Raw genomic sequence first — 25,053 nt, 5'->3', positions numbered from 1 at the left:
TTAAAGTTTTCGCGCCATCAACACTGTGTGGCTTTGCGTTTCCGGGTCCTCGGCCAGAAATCCGGTCATCTGAAGCCCGTTGTCTTCAAGGCACCCGGCGTATCCGGCGGGCGAAAGAGACGCGTGGTAGACCGTTTCTGCGCCGACTGTACCGCTTGCCTCGCCTGCGCGCGGACCGACCGTCAACATCAGCATCCCACCAGATCGCAAGTGGCGCGCCATGCGGGCGATACAGGCTTTTTGCTCCGCGGCCGTCAGGTGAAAAAAGCTGTTCCATGCGATAATACCATCGAACTGACGGCCCAGATCGAAATCCCGCATATCGGAATGCAGCCAGTCTCCGTCAGGCCACCGGTCGCGGGCGATGGCCAGCATGGCCTTGGAAAAGTCGACGCCCGTGACGTCAAACCCTTCGGCCATGAACCAACGGGCGATTGGGTCACCTGTTCCGCAACCCAGATCCAACACGTGATCACCCGGTCTAAGACTGGCCGTGAAGCGCGCCAACCAGCGCGCTTCGAACAGAGCTTTGGAGCGACGTTTGTCATACTCTGTTGCCTGCCGCTCATAGACAGCATGGGTATCCTGCGGGTCTGCGGTCATCCTGTCCAGGTTGCTCCGGCCGGATCATTGGTTGCGGTAATCCGGTACAGGCCAGCCTGCCCGGTCATGGATGGGACAACACTATAGGATTCACCCGGCAGAACCAGAGCGGTGTCGCCCACGGACAATGTGGTCTCATGGTCGTCTACAGCAATCCGCCAATGCCCACTGGCCGGCATCAGAACCACGGGTTTGTCGCTTATGACTGCGTCTGGCACACACGATCCTCGGCCCAGAAAATCGACTTCGAAACCGGGTTTGTCCTTGATCCATCCGCTCTCGCCTATCACCACTGCCGGTTTGTTGGCCGACAGGGCCATCAAGTCCCAATACCGCGCAACGTATTTGCCGACCACATCTTCGACCGGCACCTCGGGATAGGCTTTCAGCTCTTCCTCGGTCAGTAAAGGCATAGGGCGCACGTTGTGGGGCAGCTCTTGCCCTTTCTTGCTGTCGTACAGCACGCCATTGTCACCCAGCATCAAACCATGAGCCTGCGCATCCTCGATCACTTGCGGGGCCCAAGTGACACCACCTCCGGCATCGTCGCCGCCCAGGATGGACATGATCATCCCGTAGTCCTGACCCACATTTTCGAACCCGCGAAAAATACCGGTGGGAATGTTGAAGATATCGCCCTCTTCGGCGATGAACTCACCCGCCGTGCCATAGCGTCCCCAGAAGAACCGCCAGCGGCCTTTGGCGACAAAGAACACCTCGGCCGTGGTGTGGCTGTGCAGAGAGTTCCGGCATTTCGGAGGCTGGCCTGCAGCACCGATATTAAAGCCGATCTTGTCGGTGATGTGGACATGCTGATCGGGGCTTTCAGAAACGCCGCCGCCGACGATGGTAAAGTTCTCTTTCTGATCGCTGCCCGGTGTGTGGGCGTCGATGAATGCGGTTTTGCAGGGTTGCAACTCGCCGTAGCGGACGATGCGTTGTTGGATGGTGCTCATGGTGATCTCCTAAAGGGGGTGTGTTGCGATGGGGGTTAGCCCGTCGCCCCAGGAGGGTGATTGTTCAGCCGGCGCGCCCGCAGCGCGGCGCGGTGGCAGTGATACCGCCGCGCCTGTTCGCTGGGTTTGAGGCAGGTTGGCATCACAGGTCTCCGGTCGCCAGAAGAAGCTGCTTCCAGATCGCCGTTTCATCGAACAGGGTCCATTCGCGGCGCAGGCGGATATCGCCGCCGATCAGTTCGCCCCATTCGGCGTGGCTGATGCCCATCACAAAAAGGTCCGCCCCGGTGGGCACGCCAAACGCCCCCCAGCCATCATGTTTGCCATGCAAGCTCCAACGGATGGCCGAGCGGGGCGGCATGTTGGCATCCTCGCGCCCGATTTGGTGATGAATGGTAAAGGTCGCATTGGGCAGCGCGGCACGCAGAGACATCCAGAACCGGTCCACCGCGTCGCGCCCGTGGCCGGTGGCCCCACCGGGATATTCACTTTGCACGGCACGATCATAGTCGCGTTCAACCGCCCCCATATCCGCGCCCATCATCCGGGTCAGCAGGTCAGCATGGCGCTGGCCCCATTCGTTGTCATTCCCCCGCCCTTTGTACGGCCCGTCCAGATCATTGGCCGGGGTCAGAGGTTTGACGCATGCCTCGGCCCCGCCCTCGCGGGCGATCAGGTCGCGGGCAAATTCCTTGGGCTCCCACCCCATCTGCCGGACGATCGCGCCATTGTCGCGGATCAGCCATTCATCGTCGATCGCATTGTTGCGCGCGTGGCAGTCAGCCAGAATGCGATAGCGCAGCTTGGACCCGGTCGCCTTGCCGAACGCGCCATCGCCCAGATGCGTGGCGGTGGACATGATGCGGTGGCTCGACAGCATCCCATCCTCGGGCGAGCCGGACCAGATCACATCCTCGCCCAGAAGGGTACGGTCGGGGAATTCGGCCAGCGTCGCCATAGTCGCGCCGATAACACCCTGATTGCCGGTCGAGACACTGCCCGGCATCCGCACCACGATATCCTTGCCGTAATACTCGTGCAGGGTCGCGATGCCGCGATCCTCCCAAATTTCTTTGGTGATGCCGATAATGTAGTCCGGGAAATCCCGGAATTTCGGATCAAAGCCCTTCATGTCTCAGTCCTTTGTGGTTCCCACCCCTTCGGCAACCGCGCCGAGGTCCGCACGATCAGCGGCCCGTCAATGGCCACTTTCCGCGGTTTGGACGTAGCCGGGGTGTCGATATGGTCAAGCAATGCGGTGACGGTTTCAGCCACCATCAGATTGGCGCGCTGGCGGATGGTCGTCAGGTTATAGGCGGGCCACCCGGCGGGCGGCACGTCGTCATAACCGATGACCGAGACATCCTCGGGCACGCGCAGGCCCAGTTCAAAGCGGATCACGTCCATCACCGCCAAAGCCATGTGGTCATTGGCCACGAACACCGCGTCGGGCCTTTTGCCGGGGGCAACATCAAACATCCGGCGGGCGGCGGCCCGGGCGTTCTCTGTATGGAAATCTCCGACATCATGGGCGAACACATCCTGCCCGCCTTCAGCCAATGCCGCGCGGAACCCCGCCTCGCGGTCGCGCTGGGTCGAGGCGCCCTGCCAGCCCGCAACATAAGCAATGCGCTTATGCCCTCCGGCCAGCAGAAACTCGGCCACTTTGCGCCCGCCCGCATAGTTGTCCGAGGCCACCGTGGTGATCCCGTCAAGATCCTGCGTGCGGTTGAACAGCACCACCGGAACGCCGGCCTGCTGACAGCGCATGGCGATATCCGACGACATTGGAACCGAGGCAAGAACGACCCCATCGACCTGATAGTCCAGAATTTCATCCATCACGTCGTCAATATTCCCGGCCGAGCGTGAGGCCATGAAGATCAGCACGTGATAGCCCTGTTCCTGCAGCGCATTTGAGAGCTTCTCAAGCGCCTCGGGGTAGAAGTAATTCTCAAGATACCCCACCACCAAACCGATGATCCGGCTTTTGCCTGACACCATGGCGCGGGCCAGAACATTGGGCCTGTAACCCAGCTCAGCAGCCGCCTTGCGCACCTTGTCTTCGGTCTTTTTGCTGACGGATGCACCGGGCGTGAAAACCCGGCTGACCGCTGACTGGCTGACACCGGCCAGTTGCGCAACCTGCAGGGATGTGACCTTTTCAGCCATCCGGTTTCTCTCTCAACAATGCAGCCAGCAATATCATCCCAGCATCTAGCCCCATCGTCGGCACACCACGCGGTACGGTCGGGTCGTGAATGCTTAGCCATGCATTGCCATCGTGGTATTGATTCAGGGATTGCAATGCTGCCATTGGGCCTTCGGCTTTTGCTATGTCCCGCAGACCGTCTATGGCATGGATCGGTGCCGTTTTTTCAAACTCACGACCGCGCTGTTCACGTTGCGCACGAAATTCGGAAACCATAGCCTGGCTTTCGTCCTGCTTGGACACACCTTCATGGTCCCAACGTTTTGCGTCACGCATGACGGGGGCAACCCGCTCGGTCCAACGAAAACCGCGCGAGATCGTAGGAACCGCAAAGGTCAAATCGCAACAGGCATCCATGACCCCACGCAGACTGTCCGGTACATGAAAGTCACCCCGGGTGTCCGGCAGTTGGCTTCCGGGGCGCTCGCCCAGAAATTGAACAAATAGCTGATGCACCGTATCGGCATCGGGTTCGTTCAGTTTACCGATCCGTTGCTGCGCATCTTCCCGAACAGAGTCTTTGTCGATCTGTTTCAATCCGTATTCGTCCAAGATCGGGCCAAAACGCCCCCAAAAGTGATGCGGTTCTTCATTCGCCATCCCGGCAGAGGGTCGATAGATCATCGTTTTGCCTTCTTCCACGATAGCATTAAGGATCGCATCCCGTAGTCGGCGTTGAATGCTGATATCCTTGTCGTCATAGCGCATCAGTCCGCCGTCCACCCCCCGTCAATCAACATCGAGGTGCCCGTCACCAGCGCCGAAGCGTCCGAGGCCAGATAGGTTACGGCACCCATGATATCTTCGACCTCGCCCACGCGATCCAGCTTGATCTTGTCCATAATCCACGCGGCGCGTTCGGGGTTATCAAACGTGGATTGTGTCAGCGGCGTGCGGATGAAGGTTGGGCAGACCGTGTTGATGCGGATGCGCTGTTTGCCCCATTCGATCGCCATTGCTTTGACCATGCCCTCAAGCCCGTGTTTGGTGGCGCAATAGAGCGCCCGGTCCACGCCGCCCACATGGCCCATCTGGCTTGAGATATGAATGATCGACCCCGGCCTGTCCGCCGCCAGCAGCGCCTTGGCCGCATAGGACGACAGGAAATAGGCCGAACGCAGATTAACGCTGGTTACTGCGTCGAAATCTTCGGGCGTGGTCTCGACAGCCGGGCTGTGGCGGGCGGTTCCGGCGGAGTTGACGACCACGTCAAAAGTACGGCCTTCGAACAGCTGTTTCAGCGCCTGCAAGTCGCCCTGATCCACCACGGCCGCCTCAGCCGACCAGCCCTGCGCCTGCAGTGCGGCGACGGTCTCAGCCAGCCGATCCGCCCCGCGCGCGGCACAGACCACATGCGCCCCGGCCTCTGCCAGTGCCACGGCGCAGCCCTGACCAATACCCGAAGAGGCACCGGTAACCAGCGCGGTTTTACCGCTTAGCGAAAACGAGGGGGTGCGGGGCAGGTCAGTCATCAGCTCATTCCATCCGGTATTTCAATTCGGCCCATATTCCGGGCCTTGTTGAATTCCCGCAGACGGGCGAACACGTCAACTCCCAGTTGGCGATAAGCGTCCAGAAGATCGACCAGAACCCAGTTTTCTCGGATCAGGCCATTCTCGAGCCGCCAGAAATCCAGGCTGCGCATGGTGATCCGCTGGCCCGAGGGCGCAATCCCCATCCAACCGTCATGGGTCACCGTCTGGATCATGTTCGGCCAGCCGGTGACGGCGGCATATTCGCCATCGCCGAAAAAGTGATAGGTTATGTCATCTACATACTGCCCGCGATCCGGCATTCCGTTCAGAAACGGAATCTGGTGCCAGTTGCGAAACCCAGCATAGCCGCGCCCGGTTCCGATCCCGGCGGGGCCGTACCAGTTCATGCGGGGATGCCAAAACTTTTCCATCTCCATCACCTCCGGCCCACCTTCTGATGGGTGTTTCTTGAGGTGATCCAGCATGTCGATGATGTGCTGGCATGTCTGCTGACCTTTATCGGCATCATATGGCCCCGGCACCAGACCATCCTGCGTCGCGGGGCCCGGCACCTGCCATTCATGCCCAAGACTGGGGGCCATGGGCCAAGCGTTGGCCTGCATCATCACTTCGGGGATGTCCCACAGCGCCTGCATCTCGACGATCTTGCCGTCACTGAAGCGATAGAATTCATGGAACCGCATTGTCACCTGATGGCCGGTCGGAGGAATCTCCAACCACGGCCCGGTGAAGGTACCGGTATAATAGCCGCCGCAACCGACCCAATCCGCACCGTGTTCATCCGGCCCGGCCATGACGATGTAGTCGCGCCGCTCCAAATCAGGCCATGCGTCCAGCAGACCCTTAAAGGCGGTGTCGTAGAAGGCATCGCTGCCGGTGCTGTCGCCAAACGGATGGCACAACCGAAACAGGGCGTCCGGGGCGCTGGCCTTGGCCAGCGCCTGCCGCACACCCGTTTCGGTAAAGTCATACATAGCCGCCCTGACCGGCGCGATCAGGGCTTTATGCTGCGTATGAATATCACTCATTCGGCGGCGTCCCGATACGGGGCCGCCTCGCCATAGGGCACGTTGATCCCACCATAGCGGCGGACGCGGACGTTGCATTGCTCGGCATGGCCCACGAAGCCTTCCAGCATACACAGGCGCGAGCCATATTCGCCGATCAGCGTCGCCGCCTCATCAGTAAGAACCTTCTGGTAGCTGTGCGTTTTCAGGTACTTACCCACCCAAAGCCCGCCGGTATAGCGCCCGGCCTTTTTGGTGGGCAGTGTGTGGTTGGTGCCAATCACCTTGTCACCGTTCGACACATTGGTGCGCGGCCCAAGGAACAGCGCGCCGTAGCAGGTCATGTTCTCAAGGAACCAGTCATCGCGGTCGGTCATCACCTGCACATGCTCAGAGGCGATGTCATCGGCGACCTGCAGCATCTCGTCATAGGTGTCGCAGACGATCACCTCGCCATATTCTTCCCAGGACACTTTCGCGGTGTCGGCGGTTGGCAGTATACCCAGCAGGCGGTCGACCTCGGCCAGAGTATCTTCGGCCAGCTTGCGCGAATTGGTCAGCAACACACAGGGGCTGTTATAGCCATGCTCGGCCTGACCCAGCAGGTCGGTGGCGCAAAGCTCTGCATCCGCTGCAGTCTCATCTGCGATCACCATGGTCTCGGTAGGACCTGCGAAGAGGTCAATCCCCACGCGGCCAAACAACTGGCGCTTGGCTTCGGCCACAAAGGCGTTGCCGGGACCGACCAACATGTGAACCGGGTCGATGGTTTCGGTCCCCAGCGCCATCGCGCCGATGGCCTGAATGCCGCCTATGACGTAAATCTCGTGCGCGCCGCCCAGATGCATGGCGGCGATCACTGCCGGGTTCGGTTTACCCTGAAACGGAGGTGTGCAGGCGATGATCCTTGGCACACCCGCCACGCTGGCTGTCGCCACCGACATATGAGCCGAAGCCACCATTGGGAACTTGCCGCCGGGCACATAGCAGCCAACCGATTGCACCGGGATGTTCTTGTGGCCGAGAATGACGCCGGGCAAGGTTTCAACCTCGATATCCAGCATCGAGTCCCGCTGCGCCTGCGCAAAGTTGCGCACCTGTTCCTGCGCGAATTTGATATCGTCCAGCTCACGCTCGGTCAGTTGGCCGATCAGTTCGTCGATCTGATCTGGCGACAGGCGAAACGAGGCGGGCGAGTAATTGTCGAACTTCTCGCTCAGCTCGCGCACGGCGGCGTCGCCACGGGTTTCGATGTCTTTCAGCGTGGCCTCGACCACTGCGCGGGTCTTGGCGTCATCCTCGGCCCGGTCAGCGTCGGACTTGCCGCGTTTGAGATACTCGATTGCCATAGTCCTGATCCTTACTTGTCGGGGCGGGGGGCGGTTTTCTCACCCCGGTCATAGGCTTCCCAGCCCTCGCCATTGAACAGATCCACACCCAGCTGCGCGGCCACGTGGGCGAAATCCACATTCACCCAGTTGTCAACGATCTTGCCATCGACCACTTTCCAGAAATCCATGTAACGGATTTCAACCCGCTTGCCGGTGGGGGCGATGCCCAGAAACTCGCCGGAATGCGTGGCCTCTTGCCGGCCAAAGGCGGCGGCCCATTCGCCCATGTAAAGACGAGCCTCATCGATGCAGGTCTTGTCGGAAAACGCGGCCTGGAAGGGGCGCTGCCAGTTGTCCTGAAACTCTTTCAAGCCGGTCTTGGTACCGCAGCCCTGATTGCCCAACCAGCGGAATCCTTGCGAGAAGAACTCGCCGATATCATCAATGCGGTGGTCATTTAGACCATCGACCATCGTCTCGATCACACGGCGCGTTTCATCCGTTTTGGACATGTCCGTATCACGGGTCAGAACGGCTTGTTCCGGGCGGGAACCCTTCATTTCTTTATCCTTTTACTGCGCCAGCGGTCAGGCCACTAACGATTTGGCGTTGGAAGATCATCACAAGGAAGAACAGCGGGGCGATGATCGACACAGCAGCGGCCACGGCAACTACCTGATCGGTCGTCGTTGTCTCGCGGTTGAACATGCCCGCAATGGCGGGGACCATCGTCTGGTTCTGCGCATCAAGCAGCAGCGAGGTCACAAGAAAGTCGTTATAAGCCAGCAGGAAGCTGAACAGCCCGGTGGTGATCACCCCCGGCCACATCACCGGCATGATCACGCGGCGGAAGGCCTGAAAGTGGTTGCAGCCATCGACCCGCGCGGCCTCGTCCAGTTCGGCTGGGATATTCTGGAAGAACGAGCGCAGCATCCAGATGGTGAACGGCTGGTTGATCGCCACCAGCACCGCGATCACGGCGAAAGGCTTGCCATAGAGCGTCGGTGCATTTTCACCCAGAATAGGCGCCAGCCATTCGGCCGAGTTGATGAAGACCGGCAGATAGCCCGCAACCAGAACCGAATGCGGCAACGCGCGAAAGATCAGCGCAATAAGCAAGATCCAGAAGGCCAGCGTTGACCCCGACCGCGCTAGCCCATAGCCCGCCAGCGTGCCCACGGTCAGCGACACGGTCACCACCCCGGCGGTCACGATCAGCGAGTTCTTGAAATTGTTGGAAAAGCCCCGATCGACCCAAACGGTCTTATAATGCTCGGTTGTCACGCCCAGCACATCGCGGCCAAGGGGACCGAAAAGCGGGTTCAGCACGTTCAGAACCGCAGGCAAGACCACAAAGAACACCAGCAGGAAGGCGATCAGGGCGACAAGCACTCCGACCACCCAACCGAACCATTCCTGGCCCGGTGACGTGTATTCCTTGATCTTCGCGGGCAGCACTTTGGTCACGACCATGGCCGCGCCCCAGATCACCGCGATGCCAACGATGATATCCAGAACCGAAAGCCCGTTCCCTGTGGCCAGCGTCGCCGGGCCAAAGATCACGTTCAGCGCGTTGCTGTCATAGGCGTCAACGGGGGATTTGACACTCATGATCGCGATCCAGACGATCGGGAAGGCGGCGACAAGACACCAGAACGCGAGGAAGATGTTCGAGGTCAGCCGCAGGCTGAGAGGTTGGCGAAGCGCGCGCGAGGACATATCAGTGGCCTCCTTTATGGTCGCGCCAAGTGCGGCGCAGCGGCAGGATCAGCAGAAGGACGATCCCGATCATGGTCAGCATCGCGCTGGCCGAGGCCCGGCTGATCGACCGGTTGCCCGCCTGATCCGGCACGAGGAAGTCGAAGGTCAGCCATTGCAGTGAGATGACGTAAGCCTGGCTGGAGAAACCGACGATCTCTTCGAACACCCGGTAGGCGTCCATCAGGTGGATCATCGACACGAAGATGATCAGCGGCATCAGATGCGGAATGACGATGTACTTCATGCGCTGCCAGCGGGTCGCTCCGTCGATCACGGCGCTTTCCAGACTGTCCTGATTGACGGTCTGAAGCCCGGCATAGAACACCACGGCCGCAAACGGGGCCACGTGCCAGACGCGGTAGAACATCATCAGAATTTCAATCGTCCACGCCTGCGCAAACAGAGCTATGTCGCGGTTCAGCCACCACTCCAGCAGCGCCGTCAGGATGCCGTCCCCACGGAACAGCCAGTTGATCGATAGCGCGCCGATCACCGGCGTGATGATGAAGGGCAGCAGCGAGATAAAGATCACCGGCCCACGGATCGACCGCGCGGCGTTGTTGATCAAAACCGCGATGCCCAGCCCGAACCCGATGACCAGAGGCAGCGTGATCAGCGTGAACGTCAGAGTGAACCGCAGCGCCTTCCAGAAGTTGATGGTGGACAGGACCGACCAGTTGCCCTCGGTGATCGCGCGCCACGCGCGTTCAGGCTCCAGCACATTGCGATAGCTTTGCAGGCCGACATATTCGGTCTGGGTGATCACCTCGCCATGTTCATCCAGCTTGGGCTGCGATTTCTGCTCGGTCACGCAGGTTTGGGTCAGGAAGCCGGGGGTGCAGGTTTCGACCTCGACCGTCTCATAGACGGGTTGGGTGATGTAAAAGCTCTGCTTGAACACGCTGACCAACGGGAACGCGATAAAGAGAAGCATCATAAAGACAGAGGGGCCAACAAAGGCGGCAAATGTCCGAAAATTCATGGCTCTGCCTTTCTCATGGTTCTCAAGTGGGAAAAGAGGGAGGGCACGGGGCCCTCCCCAGAGAGGATCAGTTGCTGATCAGACCAGCCTCTTTCGCGGCGGTGATGTAATCCGCCTCGATATCGGCCAGCGCGGTCTGTGCGTCCTTGGCACCGGTCAGGTAATCGGCCAGACCATTGCCCAATGCGCTGTGAAGAACACCCATTGCGGCGCTGGCCGGGTAGGCCCCAGCACCGTTTTCCGCCGAAGCCGCAGCGCCAGCGGCCAGATCGCCGGGCTTATAGGCGGCGTTCAGCCAGACGGCGGTGTCATTGTTGGCGCTGACCATGTCACCGTCGATTCCTTCCATGACCAGACGGAAAGCAGCGTCGGCCTCTTCATCGCTCATGTTCGAGGCGAGAACGATGCCGTCCCACCAGATCGTGGTAGAGGGACGTTCGGACCCCATCGGAGCCGAGGCCATGGTGACTTTGCCAACCACCTGGCTTTCAGCTTCGTCATTCATGGCAGCCGCGCGGCTGGCCCACAGGTTCGCCATGGCGATCTTGCCCTGCTGGAACTGCTGCTGAACATAAGTGGAGTCGGACACGAGATATTCCGGATCCATGAACTCGGTCATGGCCTTCATCGTCTCAAGCGCTTTGACACCCTTTTCATTGTTGATCGAGGGCATGTTGCCTTCGCCGATGAACGTGCCGCCTTCGCCCATATACATGTTGACGAATTCCTGGGCCAGGTTCCAACCCGTCTTAAACGTACCGCCGATGGGGTATTCCATCACGCCGGCCTCTTTGATCTTGGCAGCGGCGGCCAGAACGTCGTCGTAGGTGGCGGGCTCTTCGATGCCAAGGTCTGCCAGAACGTCATTGCGGTACATCAGGTGCTGCGCGTTCACCATCATGGCAATCGCCATCACCTTGCCATCCACCTTGATCAACTGGTTGGGCAGCAGGCCCTGACCGTATTTCGCAACCAGATCATCCAGCGGACGGATCGTGCCCGCGTTTAGCAGCGGGATCATGGTTTCATTCGCAACACCGCCAATCTGATACAGTGACGGGTCGGCCGCAAAGGCTTCGGGCTGCTTCTCGCGGAATTCCTGATCCAGCGATGCGCTGAAATTGCCGCATTCGGCCATCGCATCGGTGACGGCTTTCCAGGCCTCAAACCCTGCCGAAAGCGATTTCAGCGGCACTTCGTTTTCATAGGAACAGGCCGCAGATGCACCGCTTGCCGCGATGGCCATGGCGCCTGCCATTAGGATCGTCTTGAGTTTCATGCGTTTCTCCCTGTCAGGATGGGTCCGTCGTCGACGTCCGGACCGCTGTTATGCCCGTATGGGCTGTTTTTGGGGTTAGCCCCCGATCCGCGCACCGCTTCCAGCTTCGAAGAGGTGACAGATTTCCGTTGGCACCGAGAACGAGACGTTGTCCCCAATCTCGGCGCGGAAAGATTTATCGGCCTTGACCGACACCAAAGCCCCGCCAACCCGGACCGAAATCATGGTCGCGTCGCCCAGCAATTCGAGCGTGTAGATCGGCGCGGTAATCTGGCCCGAGCCTTCGGCAAGGCTGGCATCCTCGGCCCGGAAGCCCAGCGTCATGGGGCCGTCCGGCGCGTCCACCGGTATCTCCACATGTTCCGCGCGGAACACCCCGCCCGCGACCTCACCCTCCATCAGGTTCATGGCCGGTGAGCCGATAAAGCTGGCCACAAAGGTATTCGCTGGTCGGTCGTAGATTTCGGTGGGGCTGCCGACCTGCTGCACTACGCCCTGTTTCATCACCACAACGCGGTCGGCCAGTGTCATCGCCTCGATCTGGTCGTGGGTTACATAGATCGTCGTCACCGCCAGTTCGTGGCTGAGGTTCTTGATCTGCGCGCGGGTCGAAACCCGCAGCTTGGCATCAAGGTTCGACAGCGGCTCGTCCATCAGAAACACGTTGGGCTCGCGCACAATGGCGCGGGCCAGCGCCACACGCTGCCGCTGACCGCCCGACAGTTCGGCTGGTTTGCGATGCAGGAAATCGTCCAGTTCAACCATCGCGCTGGCACGGCGCACCTTGTCGTCATGGTTCGCTGGGTCGATGCCGCGCACCTTCAGCGGAAAGCGGATGTTTTCATAGACGTTCATGTTGGGATAAAGCGCATAGCTTTGGAACACCATCGCAACATCACGGTCCTTGGGCTCCAGATCGTTGACGACCTTGCCGTCGATCAGAATCTCGCCCTCGGTCACATCCTCAAGCCCGGCGATCATGCGCATCGTGGTGGTCTTGCCGCAGCCCGACGGGCCTAACAGCACCAGAAACTCGCGATCTGCGATCGTCAGGTCAAAATTGTGGACCCCCACGAAGGTACCCCAGCGTTTGCCGACGTTGCGCAATTTGATTTCCGCCATGGAGCCCCCCAACTAGGATTCGCTTTGCATACGTTTGCAAAACTGTAATTCGCATGTATCAAATCGAGCAAGACTTTTTTGCATACGTATGCAAAAATGAAGCTGAAACCCGACTCATCCCTGGCGGATGAAACTGATAAAACGCTGAGAAACATGGTAAATTCCGAACACTTTCAGAAAGCAAAAAAATTAATCATTGCCTTTCACAAGAAGTTGGAAGGCGCAGGCAAGCATCAAATCACGCAGGTTCTGGGCCAATTTTGCGCACCAGATATGCTGTGGCGTGGCTTTCATCCATTCAATCAGCTTAGCGGTTCCGCGCAAGTAGGGGACCGATTCTGGCAGCCGCTCAAACACAGTTTAGCCCATCTTCAAATACGCGAGGACATTCTGTTTGCCGGACAGAACTCATTGCGGGACGAGGCCGATATCTGGGTCGTCTCAATGGGGCATCTTATGGGGTTGTTTGACCAACCGTGGTTGGGCATCCGCCCGACAGGCAAGCTGACTTTCCTACGATATTGTGCCTTCTATCGGATCGCCGAGGGGCAGATTGTCGAAACAGCTATGTATTTCGACATTCCGCATCTGATGGTGCAGGCCGGGCAGAACCCCTTCCCACCGCAGACCGCCATGCATGTGGTGCAGCCAGGTCCAAGAACGCATGACGGGCTGCTGATAACTGAACAGCCCATCGAAGAGGGGCAGAAAACTCTGGCCGTGATCAATGCAATGATTGCAGATCTGGGCCAATGGAACAGCGGGCTATCGCTTGAGGATGAACTGGCCCAAAGCTGGCACGGCGACATGCTGTGGTGGGGCCCCGAAGGTATCGGCGCGACCTATACGATCGAACGCTATGCCAAGCAGCACTCCGGCCCGTTCCGCGCCGCTTTCACGAACCGCTCCAAGACCAATCATATTTGCCGACTGGCCGAGGGACATTACGGCGGCTTTTTCGGCTGGCCCAACTTTACGGCCATTACAACCGGCGGTTTCATGGGGATGCCGGCCACCGGCCAGACCGGCGAATTTCGGGTGATCGATATTTATCGCCGTGATGGTGACAAATTGGCTGAGAACTGGATTTTCATTGACCTGCTGCATTTCTGGAAAGGGCAAGGCGTCGACATTCTGGAACGCAGCACAGGGATAGAAACGCCATGAAGATAGATGCGCATCACCACCTTTGGGACCTGTCCGCTGTGACATATCCGTGGCTGGCCGAAAAAGGGGTTGTTCGATTTTTCGGTGACCCCGCGTCCATCCAACGGGATTATCTGCTGCCAGAGTTCCGCGCGGATACCGAAGCACAGGGCTTTGGCGCGTCGGTACATATCCAGGTAGGAGCAGCAGACCCGTGGGCCGAAGCGCGTTGGGTTCAATCCGTGGCCGACCAGTTTCCGGACTGGCCTCTGGTACAGGTGGCCTTCTGCGATCTGACGGCTGATGATCTGAGTGAACAACTCGATCGTCTTCAAACCTTGCCGTCCCTGCGCGGTGTTCGACAGATCATAGGCCGCGCGCCTGGCGAGGACGCAGTCACTGGCACCAATGCGCTGCTTGAGGACCCCAATTTCCTATCCGGCCTTCAACAATTGGGGGCGCGTGGCCTGTCCTTTGACCTGCAACTTCTGCCCGAGTTGATGCAACAGACCGCTGCCGTTCTTGCCCAATCCCCCGATACGCAGGTGGCATTGTGCCATGCCGGATCACCGCATGATCGAACGGATGAAGGCTTGCGCCAGTGGTCCGATGCCATGACGTCGTTGTCCTGTTTGCCGCAGGTTTTTTGCAAGCTGTCCGGTTTGGGGATGTTTGATCACAGCTGGAGCGCCAACAGCGTTTCGCCCATCATAAAGACCTGCCTGTCCCAATTCGGATCTGACCGCTGCATGTTCGGGTCGAATTTCCCGGTCGACAGCCTAAGCGCGACATACCAGGACACCGTATCCCGGCATGAGGCCATCGTCCCGGTCGCCAGTCATACCGATGTCTTTCACAACACGGCGAAACGCTTTTACCGCATTGAAGCAGCGCGTTAACGGCTCAGTGAAACAGGGGGCGGAAACGGTCAGAACGCCCCTAGTGGGCGACCCCCGACGGCCCGTGTTTCAACACATGCCACTGGCCAAAGCTATCCTTGAGGTCCAACGTGATCGCAGCATTCGCCGTGGTCGAGGCGCTGCCGATCTCGGCGATGGTGAATTCGATCCCACCGGGAATATCAATGCGCACCCGGTGCTCTCCGCCACCATGCGGGGCCTGAATCGGGCGTCCGGTTGATCGCAACACGTCGCCTACTGTGACATTGGCCTTGCGCCCTTCAATGTCGATATCAAAGTCTATCGGCAGATACAGGGTATCATGCACGGTTTTGCACATGGCACGGAACACGAACCAATGGGTGGCCATTTCGTCGGTTTCTTCCCCGTGGAACACTTTCTCCAGCGCATTCCGCTGCGCGTCTGTCGCACCCGGATCAATGATCACCTGCATTTCCCCTCCGCCCTCGAAAATCGGGCCGGGCCAGGCATATATCAGTGCCGCCTTGGTGCCCGTCAGGTCGATCTCGCCGAAATGCCCTTTGGACACCTCGAGCACTTCGAACCCTCGGCAATTCCCATGGGTGGGTAGTTCTTCGAACTGGCAGGGACAGGCGTAACCGCAATTGCAGTTCCCGAATGCCGCGCCCTCAACGTACCAATCTGTAAATGCCATCGTGACCCTCCTGAAATGAAAGCCCGATACCTGTCTTCATCTGCCCCGACGCCGGTATCCTAGCACATTTAGCCCAGAACTCCGAACCAAGGTGCCAATCATCTGGAACGCCTCAAAGGTCTGTGTCCAAGTTCACAGTCAACGAGCTCTCAGCATGACAGTTTACCCAAGGGAAACAATTTCCTGCCGACCTAAAAGACAGGTTCGGACAAAAGACCGAATTAGCAAGGTCATCACGTGTGTGAAGGGATGGGTCATGACACTGAGGACGTTCAAAGAACGCGTCATACAAACCGGCAGTTTTGAGCTTATAGGCATTGCCTTTGTCTCACCGGTCTACGCCTATATCGCGGGATCTTCTATGGCGCATGGATTTGCGTTGATCACACTGCTGTCCATCGTCATTCTGATATGGTCGCCTATCTTCAACACCCTGTTCGACCTGCTGGAAAGGAACCAAACCTGCCGTTTGGCCTGCGCCCGGCCGCATCGGATGCGAATTATTCATGCCGTGCTGCACGAGGTCACAGCGGTGATCATCACGTGCCCGTTGATGATGTATGTCGGAGGGCATTCGTTAAAAACCGCGCTGGCCTTTAACCTCGGCCTGACGATCACATACTCCGTCTATACCTATGTATTTCACATCGTTTATGACCGACTGCGGCCCGTTCAACCTGTGCGCGCAATTCAGAAGGCGGCTATGCAACCGCTGGAATTGTCAGCCCCGCAAAACGTATGAAAAAACGGGTTGCGATTATTTGCTCACACAGCCCCAAATACCTGTGAATCGAAGTGAAGCCTCCATGCCTTCCTATTGCCGAAGCGTTCGCCCACATGTGCGCTCGTAACCATTTGGAACAAAGGACATGGACATGGTTAAGCGTATTTTTCTCGCCTCGGCGGCACTGACGATCAGCGCATCGGTATTGTCGGCACAGAGTCTGGCAGACGGCCTGTATATTCAGGGCTTCGCTGGTTACAGCCAACTGCAGGACAGCGACTTCAGCGGCACCGTCAATGGCGGCCCAGAAAACGTCGACACCGATTTCGACGGTGGTTTCGGCCTGGGTGTGGCCGTTGGCAAAGAGATCCCGCAATGGAGCAACGACAACATTGGTACCCGGATCGAACTGGAACTGTCTTATCGTGACAACGATGTGGACGGCGTGAACTTTTCCGGAAACGGCCCGGCCGCCGAAGGCAATGTTTCGGGCGATGTGACCCAGACGTCTTTGTTTGCGAACGTTCTGGTCGACTTCAAGCAGGCCGGAGCCTTCACCCCTTACGTAGGCCTGGGCCTGGGTGCGATCTATACCGACCTGGATTTCGCCTATGGTCCGGGTGTCGAACTGGACGACAGCGACACGACCTTTGCAGCCCAGATCATCGCAGGTGTATCTTATGACGTAAGCGCCAACACCTCTCTGACGCTGGATACCCGCTATTCGCGCGCCTTTGACGTTTCGTCTGATCGTCTGGCCCCGAACGGAGCGCTGACCGGAACTGTCGAAGACGATATCGACGCGTTTAGCGTAAATTTCGGTGTCCGCCAGCAGTTCTGATAGCATAGGGGAAGAGTTTCTCTCCGGTTTCTCTTCCCCCGCGTGTTCCTGTGCTCTATGCACGGGGGCATGCGTTCATTTATCATTCATATGTCCTCCAGCACCGCCCGGCAGAAGAACGCTGCAAAGCTGTGCCAGGATCTGCCAAATGGCGAGTTAATCGAGGCTGTGGATGGTCGCGATCCGCAACAAATAAACGATGTCCAACTATTTCCGGGTAATCTTTACCGCCCCGAATACCCGTTTGAATTACGCCCGGCCGAGATCGGAGTGTTTCAAAGCCATCGGCGAATTTGGCAAAAAATGGTCGATGAAAAGATTGATCTGGCCATCACCACCGAAGACGACCTGCGCATCGACCCAGAACGCATGAAGCAGGCCCTTGAGCTGATCAAGCCGATTGCCACTCCGGATCACTACATACGTATCCCTGTCAAACAGCGTGAAACCGCTGCGGAGGTGCTGGCAAGACGAAAGGATTTGAGGCTTATTTTGCCCAAAGTCATTGGCTTGCAATGCGTCTGCCAACTGGTCGGGCGTCGGGCTGCGGAACGTTTGCTTGCGGTGACAAATCGAATCGACCGCCCGATAGATACGTTCCTGCAGATGCATTGGCTTACCGGACAACCGATCCATTCTTTGCAAGGCAGCGGCAATCAGGAAGTCGCGGGCGAGATTGGCGGCTCGACTATTCAATTCCGACCCCCGGTCAGCGACAAGCTGACACGCGAGTTCAAACGCGCGGCATACAGGGCAAAACTGATGCAACACCCTCAACGGGTTAACGCCTAACACGCGCAGTTAAAAAAGCGGGGCTTTACGCCCCGCTCTGTGTATTAGCTTGGCGCTTTGGTTTTGCGCAGATAGGGAAAGATCGTTTCGAACTCGCCGAATTTCTCTTTGGCTTCTTCGTTGGAAACTGCAGGCGGGATAATCACGTCCTCGCCCGGTACCCAGTTGGCCGGGGTTGCAACGCCCTTGCTGCTCATTTGCAGACCGTCCAGCGCACGCAGGATTTCCGCAAAGTTGCGGCCCACTGTCATCGGATAGGTCATCGACAGCTTCAATTGCTTGTCGGGGCCAATGATAAAGACAGAGCGCACCGTGGCGCTGTCTGCAGGGGTACGGCCGTCGGGCAAATACGCTTCGGCGGGCAGCATGTCGAAGGCTTTTGAAACCGCAAGCCCGTCATCAGCGATGATAGGGAAACCGGGATTGGCGTTGCCGTAAGCCTCGATGTCCTTTTTCCACTTCTTGTGGTCCTCTACGCCGTCGACCGAGACGCCAAGAACCTTGGTGTTTCGCGCCGCCCATTCGTCATTCAACTGCGCAACGGCGGAAAACTCGGTGGTGCAGACAGGGGTAAAATCCTTTGGGTGCGAGAACAGAATCGCCCAGCTATCGCCAATCCAGTCATGAAACTGAATGGTGCCCTGATCCGTTTCTGCGGTGAAATTCGGGACGGTGTCATTGATACGCAAACCCATGGGGCCTCTCCTTCTGATACTGGTAAGCCTGATGAGAACTTAATCAATTTGCCCATAAGTTAAACTGCTGTTTCCAGATCGAGTTTAAATTCACGCATTTCGATTTGAAGCCCACACGGAATTGTCCCTTGCCCGGCGTCTACCATGGTGACAAGGTTGCGGCGAAAAACCGACCAACCGGTCGGGTCAACTACGAAAGGGTTGCAGCATGATCGAAAAGCGTAACTTCTACATCAATGGCGAATGGATAAGTCCTGCAGCGACCAATGATTTCGAAGTCATCAACCCCTCGACCGAAGAGCCCTGTGCGGTCATTTCCCTTGGATCACAACCGGATACCGACGCTGCTGTAGCGGCGGCAAAGGCGGCCCTCCCGGGCTGGATGGGAACCCCGGTAGAAGACCGCATCGCTCTGGTCGAGAAACTGGTCGAGGTCTACGCATCACGTTCAGAAGACCTTGCGCAGGCGATGTCTATGGAAATGGGCGCGCCAATCGACATGGCCCGTACGCAGCAATCAGGCGCAGGGGTTTACCATCTTAAGAACTTTATCCGCGCCGCAAAGGCATTCCAATTTGAACGCCCGCTGGGCGATCATGCGCCCAATGACCGGATCATCTACGAGGCGGTGGGTGTTGCCGCATTGATCACGCCATGGAACTGGCCGATGAACCAGATTACCCTGAAAGTTGGCGCAGCGGCGATTGCAGGCTGTACGATGGTGCTGAAGCCGTCCGAGCAAAGCCCCCTGAACGCGATGATCTTCGCCGAGATGATGGACGCGGCAGGCTTTCCTGCAGGCGTGTTCAATCTGGTGAACGGTGATGGTGTGGACGTGGGGTCTCAGCTGTCGGCGCACCCGGACGTGGATATGATCAGCTTTACAGGTTCGACCCGCGCGGGAACTGCGATTTCCAAGAATGCAGCAGATACACTGAAGAAAGTGCATCTGGAACTGGGCGGCAAAGGCGCAAACGTTGTCTTTGCGGACGCCGATGAAAAAGCGGTCAAACGTGGCGTTTTGCACATGATGAACAACACCGGCCAAAGTTGTAATGCGCCAAGCCGTATGTTGGTTCAGCGCCCGATCTATGACCAAGCGGTTGAAACCGCAGCCGAGGTGGCCGCCAAAGTCGCCGTCGGTCCCGCGCTGGAAGAGGGTCGCCATATCGGCCCCGTAGTGAACGGACTGCAGTGGACTAAGATACAAGACCTGATCCAGAAGGGCATCGACGAAGGCGCTCGTTTGGTTGCCGGTGGCACCGGACGGCCCGAGGGTCTGAACAAGGGCTACTACGTGCGCCCCACCGTCTTTGCCGACGCCACCAACCAGATGACCATCGCGCGAGAGGAAATCTTTGGCCCGGTCCTGACCATGATCCCCTTCGACACCGAAGAAGAGGCCGTCGAGATTACCAATGACACGCCTTATGGCCTGACCAACTATGTCCAGACACAGGACGGTGACCGCGCCAACCGCATGGCCCGCGTGCTGCGATCCGGCATGGTTGAGATGAACGGCCAGTCGCGCAGTGCTGGGTCTCCGTTTGGTGGGATGAAGCAATCAGGCAACGGGCGTGAAGGCGGTGTTTGGGGGCTTGAAGATTTCCTTGAGGTCAAAGCCGTCGGCGGCTGGGCTACCGAGTAAGCATCCCTAGTGATCCAATAGTGAGGCACCTTGCGGTGCCTCGCTCTGTTTCAGGCATCCGCCTGCGCGGCTTCATAGGCCAGCATCGCACGTTTGACGGGCAGACCCCAGTGATAACCGCCCAGGCCGCCCGATTTGCGCAACGCCCGGTGACAGGGGATCAGCCAGCTGACCGGGTTGCGCCCAACCGCCGTGCCCACGGCCCGCACCGCCTGTGGTGACCCCACCCGCTGCGCGATCTCGGAATAGGTCGTGACCTGCCCCGAAGGGATATGCATCAGCGCTTCCCACACTTTGATCTGCAGGGGCGAGCCGATCAGGTGCAGCGGCGTCACCGCGCGATCGGCACCAAATGACGCCTCGACCCAGGGGCGCAGTTTTTCGGCATTCTCGACATAGCGGGCTTTGGGCCAGCGCGAGGTCATATCCTCCATCGCCGCCGCTTCGCCGGTTTCCGCGCCAAAGGCCATGCCGCAGATGCCCTTGTCGGTGCCCATCACCAAAGTCGGGCCAAAGGGGCAGTCGAACCAGCCCCAGTATATCGTCAGGCCATCGCCTTTGCGGGCGTATTCGCCGGGGCTCATGGATTCCCATTTCAGGAACAGATCATGCAGGCGACCGGACCCGGACAGCCCCACGTTATGCGCCGTCTCCAGCGTGGTGAACCGCTCGCGCAGCAGCGCCTTGGCGTGGCCCAGCGTCAGATATTGCTGATAGCGTTTCGGCGACACCCCGGTCCAGCGCGAGAACAGGCGCTGAAAATGCGCCGGGCTCATGTCCATCTGGCGGGCCAGTTCGTCCAGCGACAGGGATTCGCCGCCCTGATCGATCAGCTCGATCGCGCGGCGCATGACGTTGTAATGGTATCCGCTTTCCGGTGTCTGGACGTTCATATCTCACCTCATCTTCTGTCCCCGATTATATCCCGCCACGCTCATCCCCGCGACCCGAAACCTGCGCATTGGCTTTGGGCTTGTGTCACAGGCCCTTGGGCGGCATTAAGGCCCGGATGGCAAAGCAACTCGACTACCACACGATCCGCGAGATCTTTACGCGTTTTCAGGACGCCGACCCCGAACCCAAGGGCGAGTTGGATCATGTGAACGTCTACACTCTGGTCGTCGCCGTCGCGCTGTCGGCGCAGGCCACCGATGCGGGCGTCAACAAAGCCACCAAAGAGCTGTTCAAAATCGCCGACACGCCGCAAAAGATGCTGGATCTGGGCGAAGAGGGCCTGACCGAGCATATCAAGACCATCGGCCTGTTCCGCCAGAAGGCCAAGAACGTCATCAAACTCAGTCGTATTCTGGTCGATGAGTATGGTGGCGAAGTGCCCAATTCCCGCGCCGCGCTGCAATCGCTGCCCGGTGTCGGGCGCAAGACGGCCAATGTGGTGCTGAACATGTGGTGGCGGCAACCGGCACAGGCGGTGGACACGCATATCTTTCGCGTCGGGAACCGTACCGGTATCTGCCCCGGCAAAGACGTGGACGCGGTCGAGCGCGCCGTCGAAGACAATATTCCCGCAGATTTTCAACTTCACGCGCATCACTGGCTGATCCTTCATGGACGCTATCACTGCAAGGCGCGCAAACCCCTCTGCGGAACCTGTATCATCCGCGATCTCTGTCAATTCGAGGACAAAACCCTATGAAAACCTACCAGCTCACCGGTATCGGAAATGCCGTTGTGGACGTGATCTCACAGGCCGATGACAGCTTTCTGGAGCTGATGGGCATCGAAAAAGGCATCATGCAGCTGATCGAGCAGGAACGCGGCGAGGTGCTCTATGCATCGATGGAGGGTCGCGTGCAGACGCCGGGTGGCTCGGTTGCCAACACCATCGCGGGTGCGGGCGCGCTGGGTCTGGATGCGGCATTCATTGGCCGGGTGCATGACGACGCGCTGGGGCGGTTCTATGCCGATGCGATGAATGAGGACGGCGTCGATTTCGTCAACCCGCCGGTGCCGGGTGGCGAGCTGCCGACCTCACGCTCGATGATCTTTGTCTCGCCCGATGGCGAACGGTCAATGAACACCTATCTGGGCATTTCCTCGGAACTGTCATCTCGGGACGTATCCGAGGACGTGTCAGGCAACAGCCAGATCATGTTCCTTGAGGGGTATCTGTTCGACAAGGAAAAGGGCAAAGCCGCGTTTCTTGAGGCTGCGCGCACCTGTCACAAGGGTGGCGGCAAGGCGGGGATCGCGATTTCCGATCCGTTCTGCGTGGAACGTCACCGGGTCGATTTCCTGCTGCTGATCGAGAACGAGCTGGATTTCGTGATCGGCAACGAGGCCGAGATCAAGTCGCTGTTCGAAACCGATGATCTTGAGGACGCTCTGGCCAAAACTGCCGCGATTTGCCCTCTGGTCGTATGTACCCGGTCGGGTGATGGCGTGACGGTTTTGTTCGGCGGTCAGCGCGTGGATGTACCGGTGGAAAAGGTTGTGCCCGTGGACGCCACCGGTGCGGGCGATCAGTTCGCGGCAGGGTTCCTGTTTGGCATGGCCACAGGGCGCGATTACGAGACCTGCGCCAAGATCGGCAATGTCTGCGCCCGCGAAGTGATCAGCCATATCGGCCCCCGCCCCGAGGCAAACATGCAGGAGCTGCTGCGGGCAGAAGGCTTGCTGTAAGCGCCTAAGACCCCGCTGCCGCGTCGTTCAGGGCCCAATCATATTGATAGGCCCGGACACGCGGCGCGTCCTGCAATCGGGCTTTCAGATCCGGATCTGCGACCGTCTGGATATACGCTAGAACCGCCTGCTCGTTCGGTCCGAAATCCTCGCGGAACCAGATGAAGATCTTGGACAGGATCAGCCCGCCATTGTCATTGAACAGCACCCCGCGCGGGTCGTTGATATAGGCGCGCTCGGCAGCGGCAAAGTCACGCTCCAACGTCTCGGCCTGCCAGGCACGGTTCATCAGGTTGGGGCAGCCCACAGCGGCGCAGTTCAACGCATAGTGGATGCGCGGTTCGTTGAATTCAGGGCGGATGATGCGGTGCTCGATCTCGTTCAGAGTCAAGCTCTGCCCCGCGACTGTGACCAGAGGCCGGTTCCACGGCCCGATCGACAGCGGCCCGTCCTTGATGTCGCGGATCGAGGCGACGGGGTAGTTTTCAAGGATCACATCCACCGTCACCGCGTTGTACATGTTGATCCAATAGGCCAACTGTTGATCACGGGTCAGCGCCGCAGGGTCCACCGCTTGCAAATCTTCGATATACCCGTCCAAACGCACCCTGTCGTCGGCCGAGACCTGCCCGTAAGCCAGGCGATTCACCCCCTGCGCATCGGGTGCGACATAGCGGTTCAAAAAGGCGGTCCAGTCGCGGTGATCCACACGCTCTCCGGGTGGTTGGGCAGCGCGGGTCAGGGCACTGTTCGTCAAAGGTTCGGGCGCAGGGAGGGCCAGACGTTCGACACTGGCACAGGCGGTCAGCAAGGGCAGCAACAGAAGGATCAGCAAACGTCTCATGAGGCATCCTTTCGGATTTGGCGCAGGGCGCGCATCTGCCCTTTCAACCGTTTCATCGGGGCGAGGGCCGGGTCGCTAAGCTCGGGCAGGTCCGGCCCATTCGACAGGCGCGGAACAGCGGCGTTCCACCAGCTTGGGCCTGTGGGCCCGTCAATCCGGTCAGGGCTAGCCAGATGCATGTCGCGCTGCGCGTTGTGGACGCACATCGACAGCGGCCCATTCGCCGTGGCCACCATAAACACACACGAGGCGCAGCGATCCTCGTCCAACTGATCTGCCGCCATGAAATTGTGAATGAACACCGCCTGCCTCCTCACCGGGCCACGCAGCAGACCAGTGCCCAGACGAGTGATGCTCAGCCCAAGTTGACCCAATGCGCGCAAGGCCAGCAAAGGATGCCGCCGGATCATTCGCATGACCTTGGGACGAATGCGGATATGGGCATCCTGATTGTCGTCCACCCCTTCCAGCGCTGTCATCACCCGATGCACCAGCGGTTGGTTTGACAACAACGAAACAGCCCGCCCGCCTGCTGTTACAACACTGGCATAACTGTTGCACTTGGAATGCCCTACAGCTGCCGTGCCGAAATGCAGCGGGGCCTCGTATCCCGCTTCAATCGAACGCGCGACGCTGTCCTGCGTGATCATCTCGGGCCGTTCGCGCAACACGCCGCGCCCGGTATCGGCCTGCATCTGGAACGAGACAAAGGCGACCTCGGGTCGGTCACGCAGAAACCGCGCCAATGCGGGAAGGTCATCAAAATTCCCCTCGAACACGGTGGTGTTGAACAGGATGCGCAGGCCCAACCCGCGCGCGCGTCGGATATAAGCACGGCGGACGGTGTTCAACTCGACCTCGGAGGTGAACCCCTTGCGCTCTTGCGTCATATCCACGTGAAAAGCCACATCATCCAGCCCCGCCGCCGCCAACCGCGTCAGGAAAGCGCGACTGGCGCGGATGCCATTGGTCATCAGGCAGGACCGCATCCCCAAACGCTTGATTTCGCGGCATAGCGCCTCAAGGTCTTCGACCTTGCGCAGGGTCGGGTCGCCCCCGGTCAACTGAACCGACACTCCGGTACCATAGTGGCTGTGGATCGTCTTCAACCGCGCGAACAGAACCGAAAGAGGCGGATCATAGGTCATCTCGGCCCGGTCCGAGAGATAACACAGCGTGCAATCCAGATTACATCGCTGCGTGACCTCAAGCGCGACGCAGGCGATAGGATAGAACCGCCCCGCCGTCTGCCCGGCGTGATACTCCCCACAGCTTTGCAATCCCTCGCGCAGAGGCGCGCGGCGGTCGGAACCGGTGAATTTGCGCCCGGCGGGGACGATGGCGGGGGGGCTGTGAACGGTGTCTCTCATGCGCACCAAGCTAGAGACGGGCCGACGTG

Annotated in this window: 26 protein-coding genes; 8 read left to right on the top strand and 18 right to left on the bottom strand. The window is 59.0% G+C overall.

What is annotated here, in order from left to right; translation table 11 throughout:
* The 13 genes from AC2TAD_RS17545 to AC2TAD_RS17485 form a co-directional block, all read right to left on the bottom strand.
* Positions 1 to 603: a class I SAM-dependent methyltransferase gene (locus tag AC2TAD_RS17545; RefSeq protein ID WP_480869156.1), complete on the bottom strand. Its 603-nt coding sequence runs from the start codon at positions 601 to 603 to the stop codon at positions 1 to 3.
* The gene (locus AC2TAD_RS17540) at positions 600 to 1,559 is read right to left on the bottom strand and encodes a cupin domain-containing protein (RefSeq protein WP_480869154.1); all 960 of its coding nucleotides are present in this window, start codon (positions 1,557 to 1,559) and stop codon (positions 600 to 602) included. Before AC2TAD_RS17540 ends, AC2TAD_RS17545 begins: the two co-directional genes overlap by 4 nt.
* A 142-nt stretch (positions 1,560 to 1,701) precedes the next feature.
* A complete protein-coding gene (locus tag AC2TAD_RS17535; RefSeq protein ID WP_480869152.1) occupies positions 1,702 to 2,691 on the bottom strand; it encodes a nuclear transport factor 2 family protein in 990 nt (329 codons plus the stop codon).
* Positions 2,688 to 3,731 carry a LacI family DNA-binding transcriptional regulator gene (locus tag AC2TAD_RS17530; protein ID WP_480869150.1) on the bottom strand — a complete coding sequence of 348 codons (1,044 nt, stop codon included), beginning with the start codon at positions 3,729 to 3,731 and terminating at the stop codon, positions 2,688 to 2,690. The genes AC2TAD_RS17535 and AC2TAD_RS17530 overlap by 4 nt, the downstream gene beginning before the upstream one ends.
* Positions 3,724 to 4,479, bottom strand: a complete 756-nt coding sequence (locus AC2TAD_RS17525) for a hypothetical protein (protein ID WP_480869148.1) — start codon at positions 4,477 to 4,479, stop codon at positions 3,724 to 3,726. The genes AC2TAD_RS17530 and AC2TAD_RS17525 overlap by 8 nt, the downstream gene beginning before the upstream one ends.
* A complete protein-coding gene (locus tag AC2TAD_RS17520) occupies positions 4,479 to 5,243 on the bottom strand; it encodes an SDR family NAD(P)-dependent oxidoreductase (RefSeq protein ID WP_480869147.1) in 765 nt (254 codons plus the stop codon). Before AC2TAD_RS17520 ends, AC2TAD_RS17525 begins: the two co-directional genes overlap by 1 nt.
* Positions 5,243 to 6,295 (bottom strand): ester cyclase, encoded by a 1,053-nt coding sequence (locus AC2TAD_RS17515; RefSeq protein ID WP_480869146.1) that lies wholly within the window; start codon positions 6,293 to 6,295, stop codon positions 5,243 to 5,245. Before AC2TAD_RS17515 ends, AC2TAD_RS17520 begins: the two co-directional genes overlap by 1 nt.
* Complete coding sequence (gene hisD, locus AC2TAD_RS17510) at positions 6,292 to 7,623, bottom strand: histidinol dehydrogenase (RefSeq protein WP_480869145.1); 1,332 nt, start codon at positions 7,621 to 7,623, stop codon at positions 6,292 to 6,294. The genes AC2TAD_RS17515 and hisD overlap by 4 nt, the downstream gene beginning before the upstream one ends.
* 11 nt (positions 7,624 to 7,634) lie before the next feature.
* A complete protein-coding gene (locus tag AC2TAD_RS17505) occupies positions 7,635 to 8,165 on the bottom strand; it encodes an ester cyclase (protein WP_170755243.1) in 531 nt (176 codons plus the stop codon).
* Between the two features lie 4 nt (positions 8,166 to 8,169).
* Positions 8,170 to 9,324 carry a carbohydrate ABC transporter permease gene (locus AC2TAD_RS17500; RefSeq protein WP_480869144.1) on the bottom strand — a complete coding sequence of 385 codons (1,155 nt, stop codon included), beginning with the start codon at positions 9,322 to 9,324 and terminating at the stop codon, positions 8,170 to 8,172.
* 1 nt (position 9,325) lies between these two features.
* A complete protein-coding gene (locus tag AC2TAD_RS17495; RefSeq protein WP_480869143.1) occupies positions 9,326 to 10,348 on the bottom strand; it encodes a carbohydrate ABC transporter permease in 1,023 nt (340 codons plus the stop codon).
* Between the two features lie 67 nt (positions 10,349 to 10,415).
* Entirely contained in the window at positions 10,416 to 11,627 is a 1,212-nt protein-coding gene (locus AC2TAD_RS17490) for an ABC transporter substrate-binding protein (RefSeq protein ID WP_480869142.1), read from the bottom strand.
* A gap of 75 nt (positions 11,628 to 11,702) precedes the next feature.
* Positions 11,703 to 12,749, bottom strand: a complete 1,047-nt coding sequence (locus AC2TAD_RS17485) for an ABC transporter ATP-binding protein (protein WP_480869141.1) — start codon at positions 12,747 to 12,749, stop codon at positions 11,703 to 11,705.
* Positions 12,750 to 12,902: 153 nt separating this feature from the next.
* Between AC2TAD_RS17485 and AC2TAD_RS17480 the strand changes: the two genes are divergently transcribed.
* The gene (locus tag AC2TAD_RS17480) at positions 12,903 to 13,916 is read left to right on the top strand and encodes an ester cyclase (protein WP_480869214.1); all 1,014 of its coding nucleotides are present in this window, start codon (positions 12,903 to 12,905) and stop codon (positions 13,914 to 13,916) included.
* Complete coding sequence (locus tag AC2TAD_RS17475; RefSeq protein ID WP_480869140.1) at positions 13,913 to 14,794, top strand: amidohydrolase family protein; 882 nt, start codon at positions 13,913 to 13,915, stop codon at positions 14,792 to 14,794. The genes AC2TAD_RS17480 and AC2TAD_RS17475 overlap by 4 nt, the downstream gene beginning before the upstream one ends.
* A gap of 40 nt (positions 14,795 to 14,834) precedes the next feature.
* Here AC2TAD_RS17475 and AC2TAD_RS17470 read toward each other — a convergent pair whose 3' ends face one another.
* Positions 14,835 to 15,470: a DUF1326 domain-containing protein gene (locus tag AC2TAD_RS17470; RefSeq protein ID WP_170355995.1), complete on the bottom strand. Its 636-nt coding sequence runs from the start codon at positions 15,468 to 15,470 to the stop codon at positions 14,835 to 14,837.
* Positions 15,471 to 15,726: 256 nt separating this feature from the next.
* Between AC2TAD_RS17470 and AC2TAD_RS17465 the strand changes: the two genes are divergently transcribed.
* From AC2TAD_RS17465 to AC2TAD_RS17455, 3 genes are all read left to right on the top strand, one after another.
* A complete protein-coding gene (locus tag AC2TAD_RS17465; protein ID WP_480869139.1) occupies positions 15,727 to 16,212 on the top strand; it encodes a PACE efflux transporter in 486 nt (161 codons plus the stop codon).
* Positions 16,213 to 16,345: 133 nt separating this feature from the next.
* Complete coding sequence (locus AC2TAD_RS17460; protein WP_480869138.1) at positions 16,346 to 17,035, top strand: outer membrane protein; 690 nt, start codon at positions 16,346 to 16,348, stop codon at positions 17,033 to 17,035.
* A gap of 69 nt (positions 17,036 to 17,104) precedes the next feature.
* Positions 17,105 to 17,827 carry a glycosyltransferase family 25 protein gene (locus tag AC2TAD_RS17455; RefSeq protein ID WP_480869137.1) on the top strand — a complete coding sequence of 241 codons (723 nt, stop codon included), beginning with the start codon at positions 17,105 to 17,107 and terminating at the stop codon, positions 17,825 to 17,827.
* A 44-nt stretch (positions 17,828 to 17,871) separates the two neighbouring features.
* On the opposite strand, the gene AC2TAD_RS17450 is transcribed toward AC2TAD_RS17455, so the two are convergent.
* The gene (locus AC2TAD_RS17450; RefSeq protein ID WP_170355987.1) at positions 17,872 to 18,522 is read right to left on the bottom strand and encodes a peroxiredoxin; all 651 of its coding nucleotides are present in this window, start codon (positions 18,520 to 18,522) and stop codon (positions 17,872 to 17,874) included.
* 208 nt (positions 18,523 to 18,730) lie between these two features.
* Here AC2TAD_RS17450 and AC2TAD_RS17445 point away from each other — a divergent pair, with 208 nt between their 5' ends.
* Positions 18,731 to 20,170, top strand: a complete 1,440-nt coding sequence (locus tag AC2TAD_RS17445; protein WP_480869136.1) for an aldehyde dehydrogenase family protein — start codon at positions 18,731 to 18,733, stop codon at positions 20,168 to 20,170.
* Positions 20,171 to 20,220: 50 nt separating this feature from the next.
* Here the strand turns inward: AC2TAD_RS17445 and AC2TAD_RS17440 are convergent, their stop codons facing one another.
* Entirely contained in the window at positions 20,221 to 21,063 is an 843-nt protein-coding gene (locus AC2TAD_RS17440; RefSeq protein ID WP_480869135.1) for a bifunctional helix-turn-helix domain-containing protein/methylated-DNA--[protein]-cysteine S-methyltransferase, read from the bottom strand.
* A 116-nt stretch (positions 21,064 to 21,179) separates the two neighbouring features.
* Here AC2TAD_RS17440 and nth point away from each other — a divergent pair, with 116 nt between their 5' ends.
* Both nth and AC2TAD_RS17430 read left to right on the top strand, forming a co-directional pair.
* Positions 21,180 to 21,824 carry an endonuclease III gene (gene nth / locus AC2TAD_RS17435; protein ID WP_170355982.1) on the top strand — a complete coding sequence of 215 codons (645 nt, stop codon included), beginning with the start codon at positions 21,180 to 21,182 and terminating at the stop codon, positions 21,822 to 21,824.
* A complete protein-coding gene (locus AC2TAD_RS17430; protein WP_480869134.1) occupies positions 21,821 to 22,810 on the top strand; it encodes an adenosine kinase in 990 nt (329 codons plus the stop codon). Before nth ends, AC2TAD_RS17430 begins: the two co-directional genes overlap by 4 nt.
* Before the next feature lie 4 nt (positions 22,811 to 22,814).
* On the opposite strand, the gene AC2TAD_RS17425 is transcribed toward AC2TAD_RS17430, so the two are convergent.
* Entirely contained in the window at positions 22,815 to 23,654 is an 840-nt protein-coding gene (locus AC2TAD_RS17425; protein WP_480869133.1) for a DUF547 domain-containing protein, read from the bottom strand.
* Positions 23,651 to 25,024: a radical SAM protein gene (locus AC2TAD_RS17420; RefSeq protein ID WP_480869132.1), complete on the bottom strand. Its 1,374-nt coding sequence runs from the start codon at positions 25,022 to 25,024 to the stop codon at positions 23,651 to 23,653. The genes AC2TAD_RS17425 and AC2TAD_RS17420 overlap by 4 nt, the downstream gene beginning before the upstream one ends.
* Positions 25,025 to 25,053 lie beyond the last annotated feature (29 nt).

The organism is Ruegeria sp. HKCCD7628 (assembly GCF_057221005.1).
Note: the sequence above shows the minus strand (reverse complement) of the source record. Positions and strands in the feature narration are given on the sequence as shown.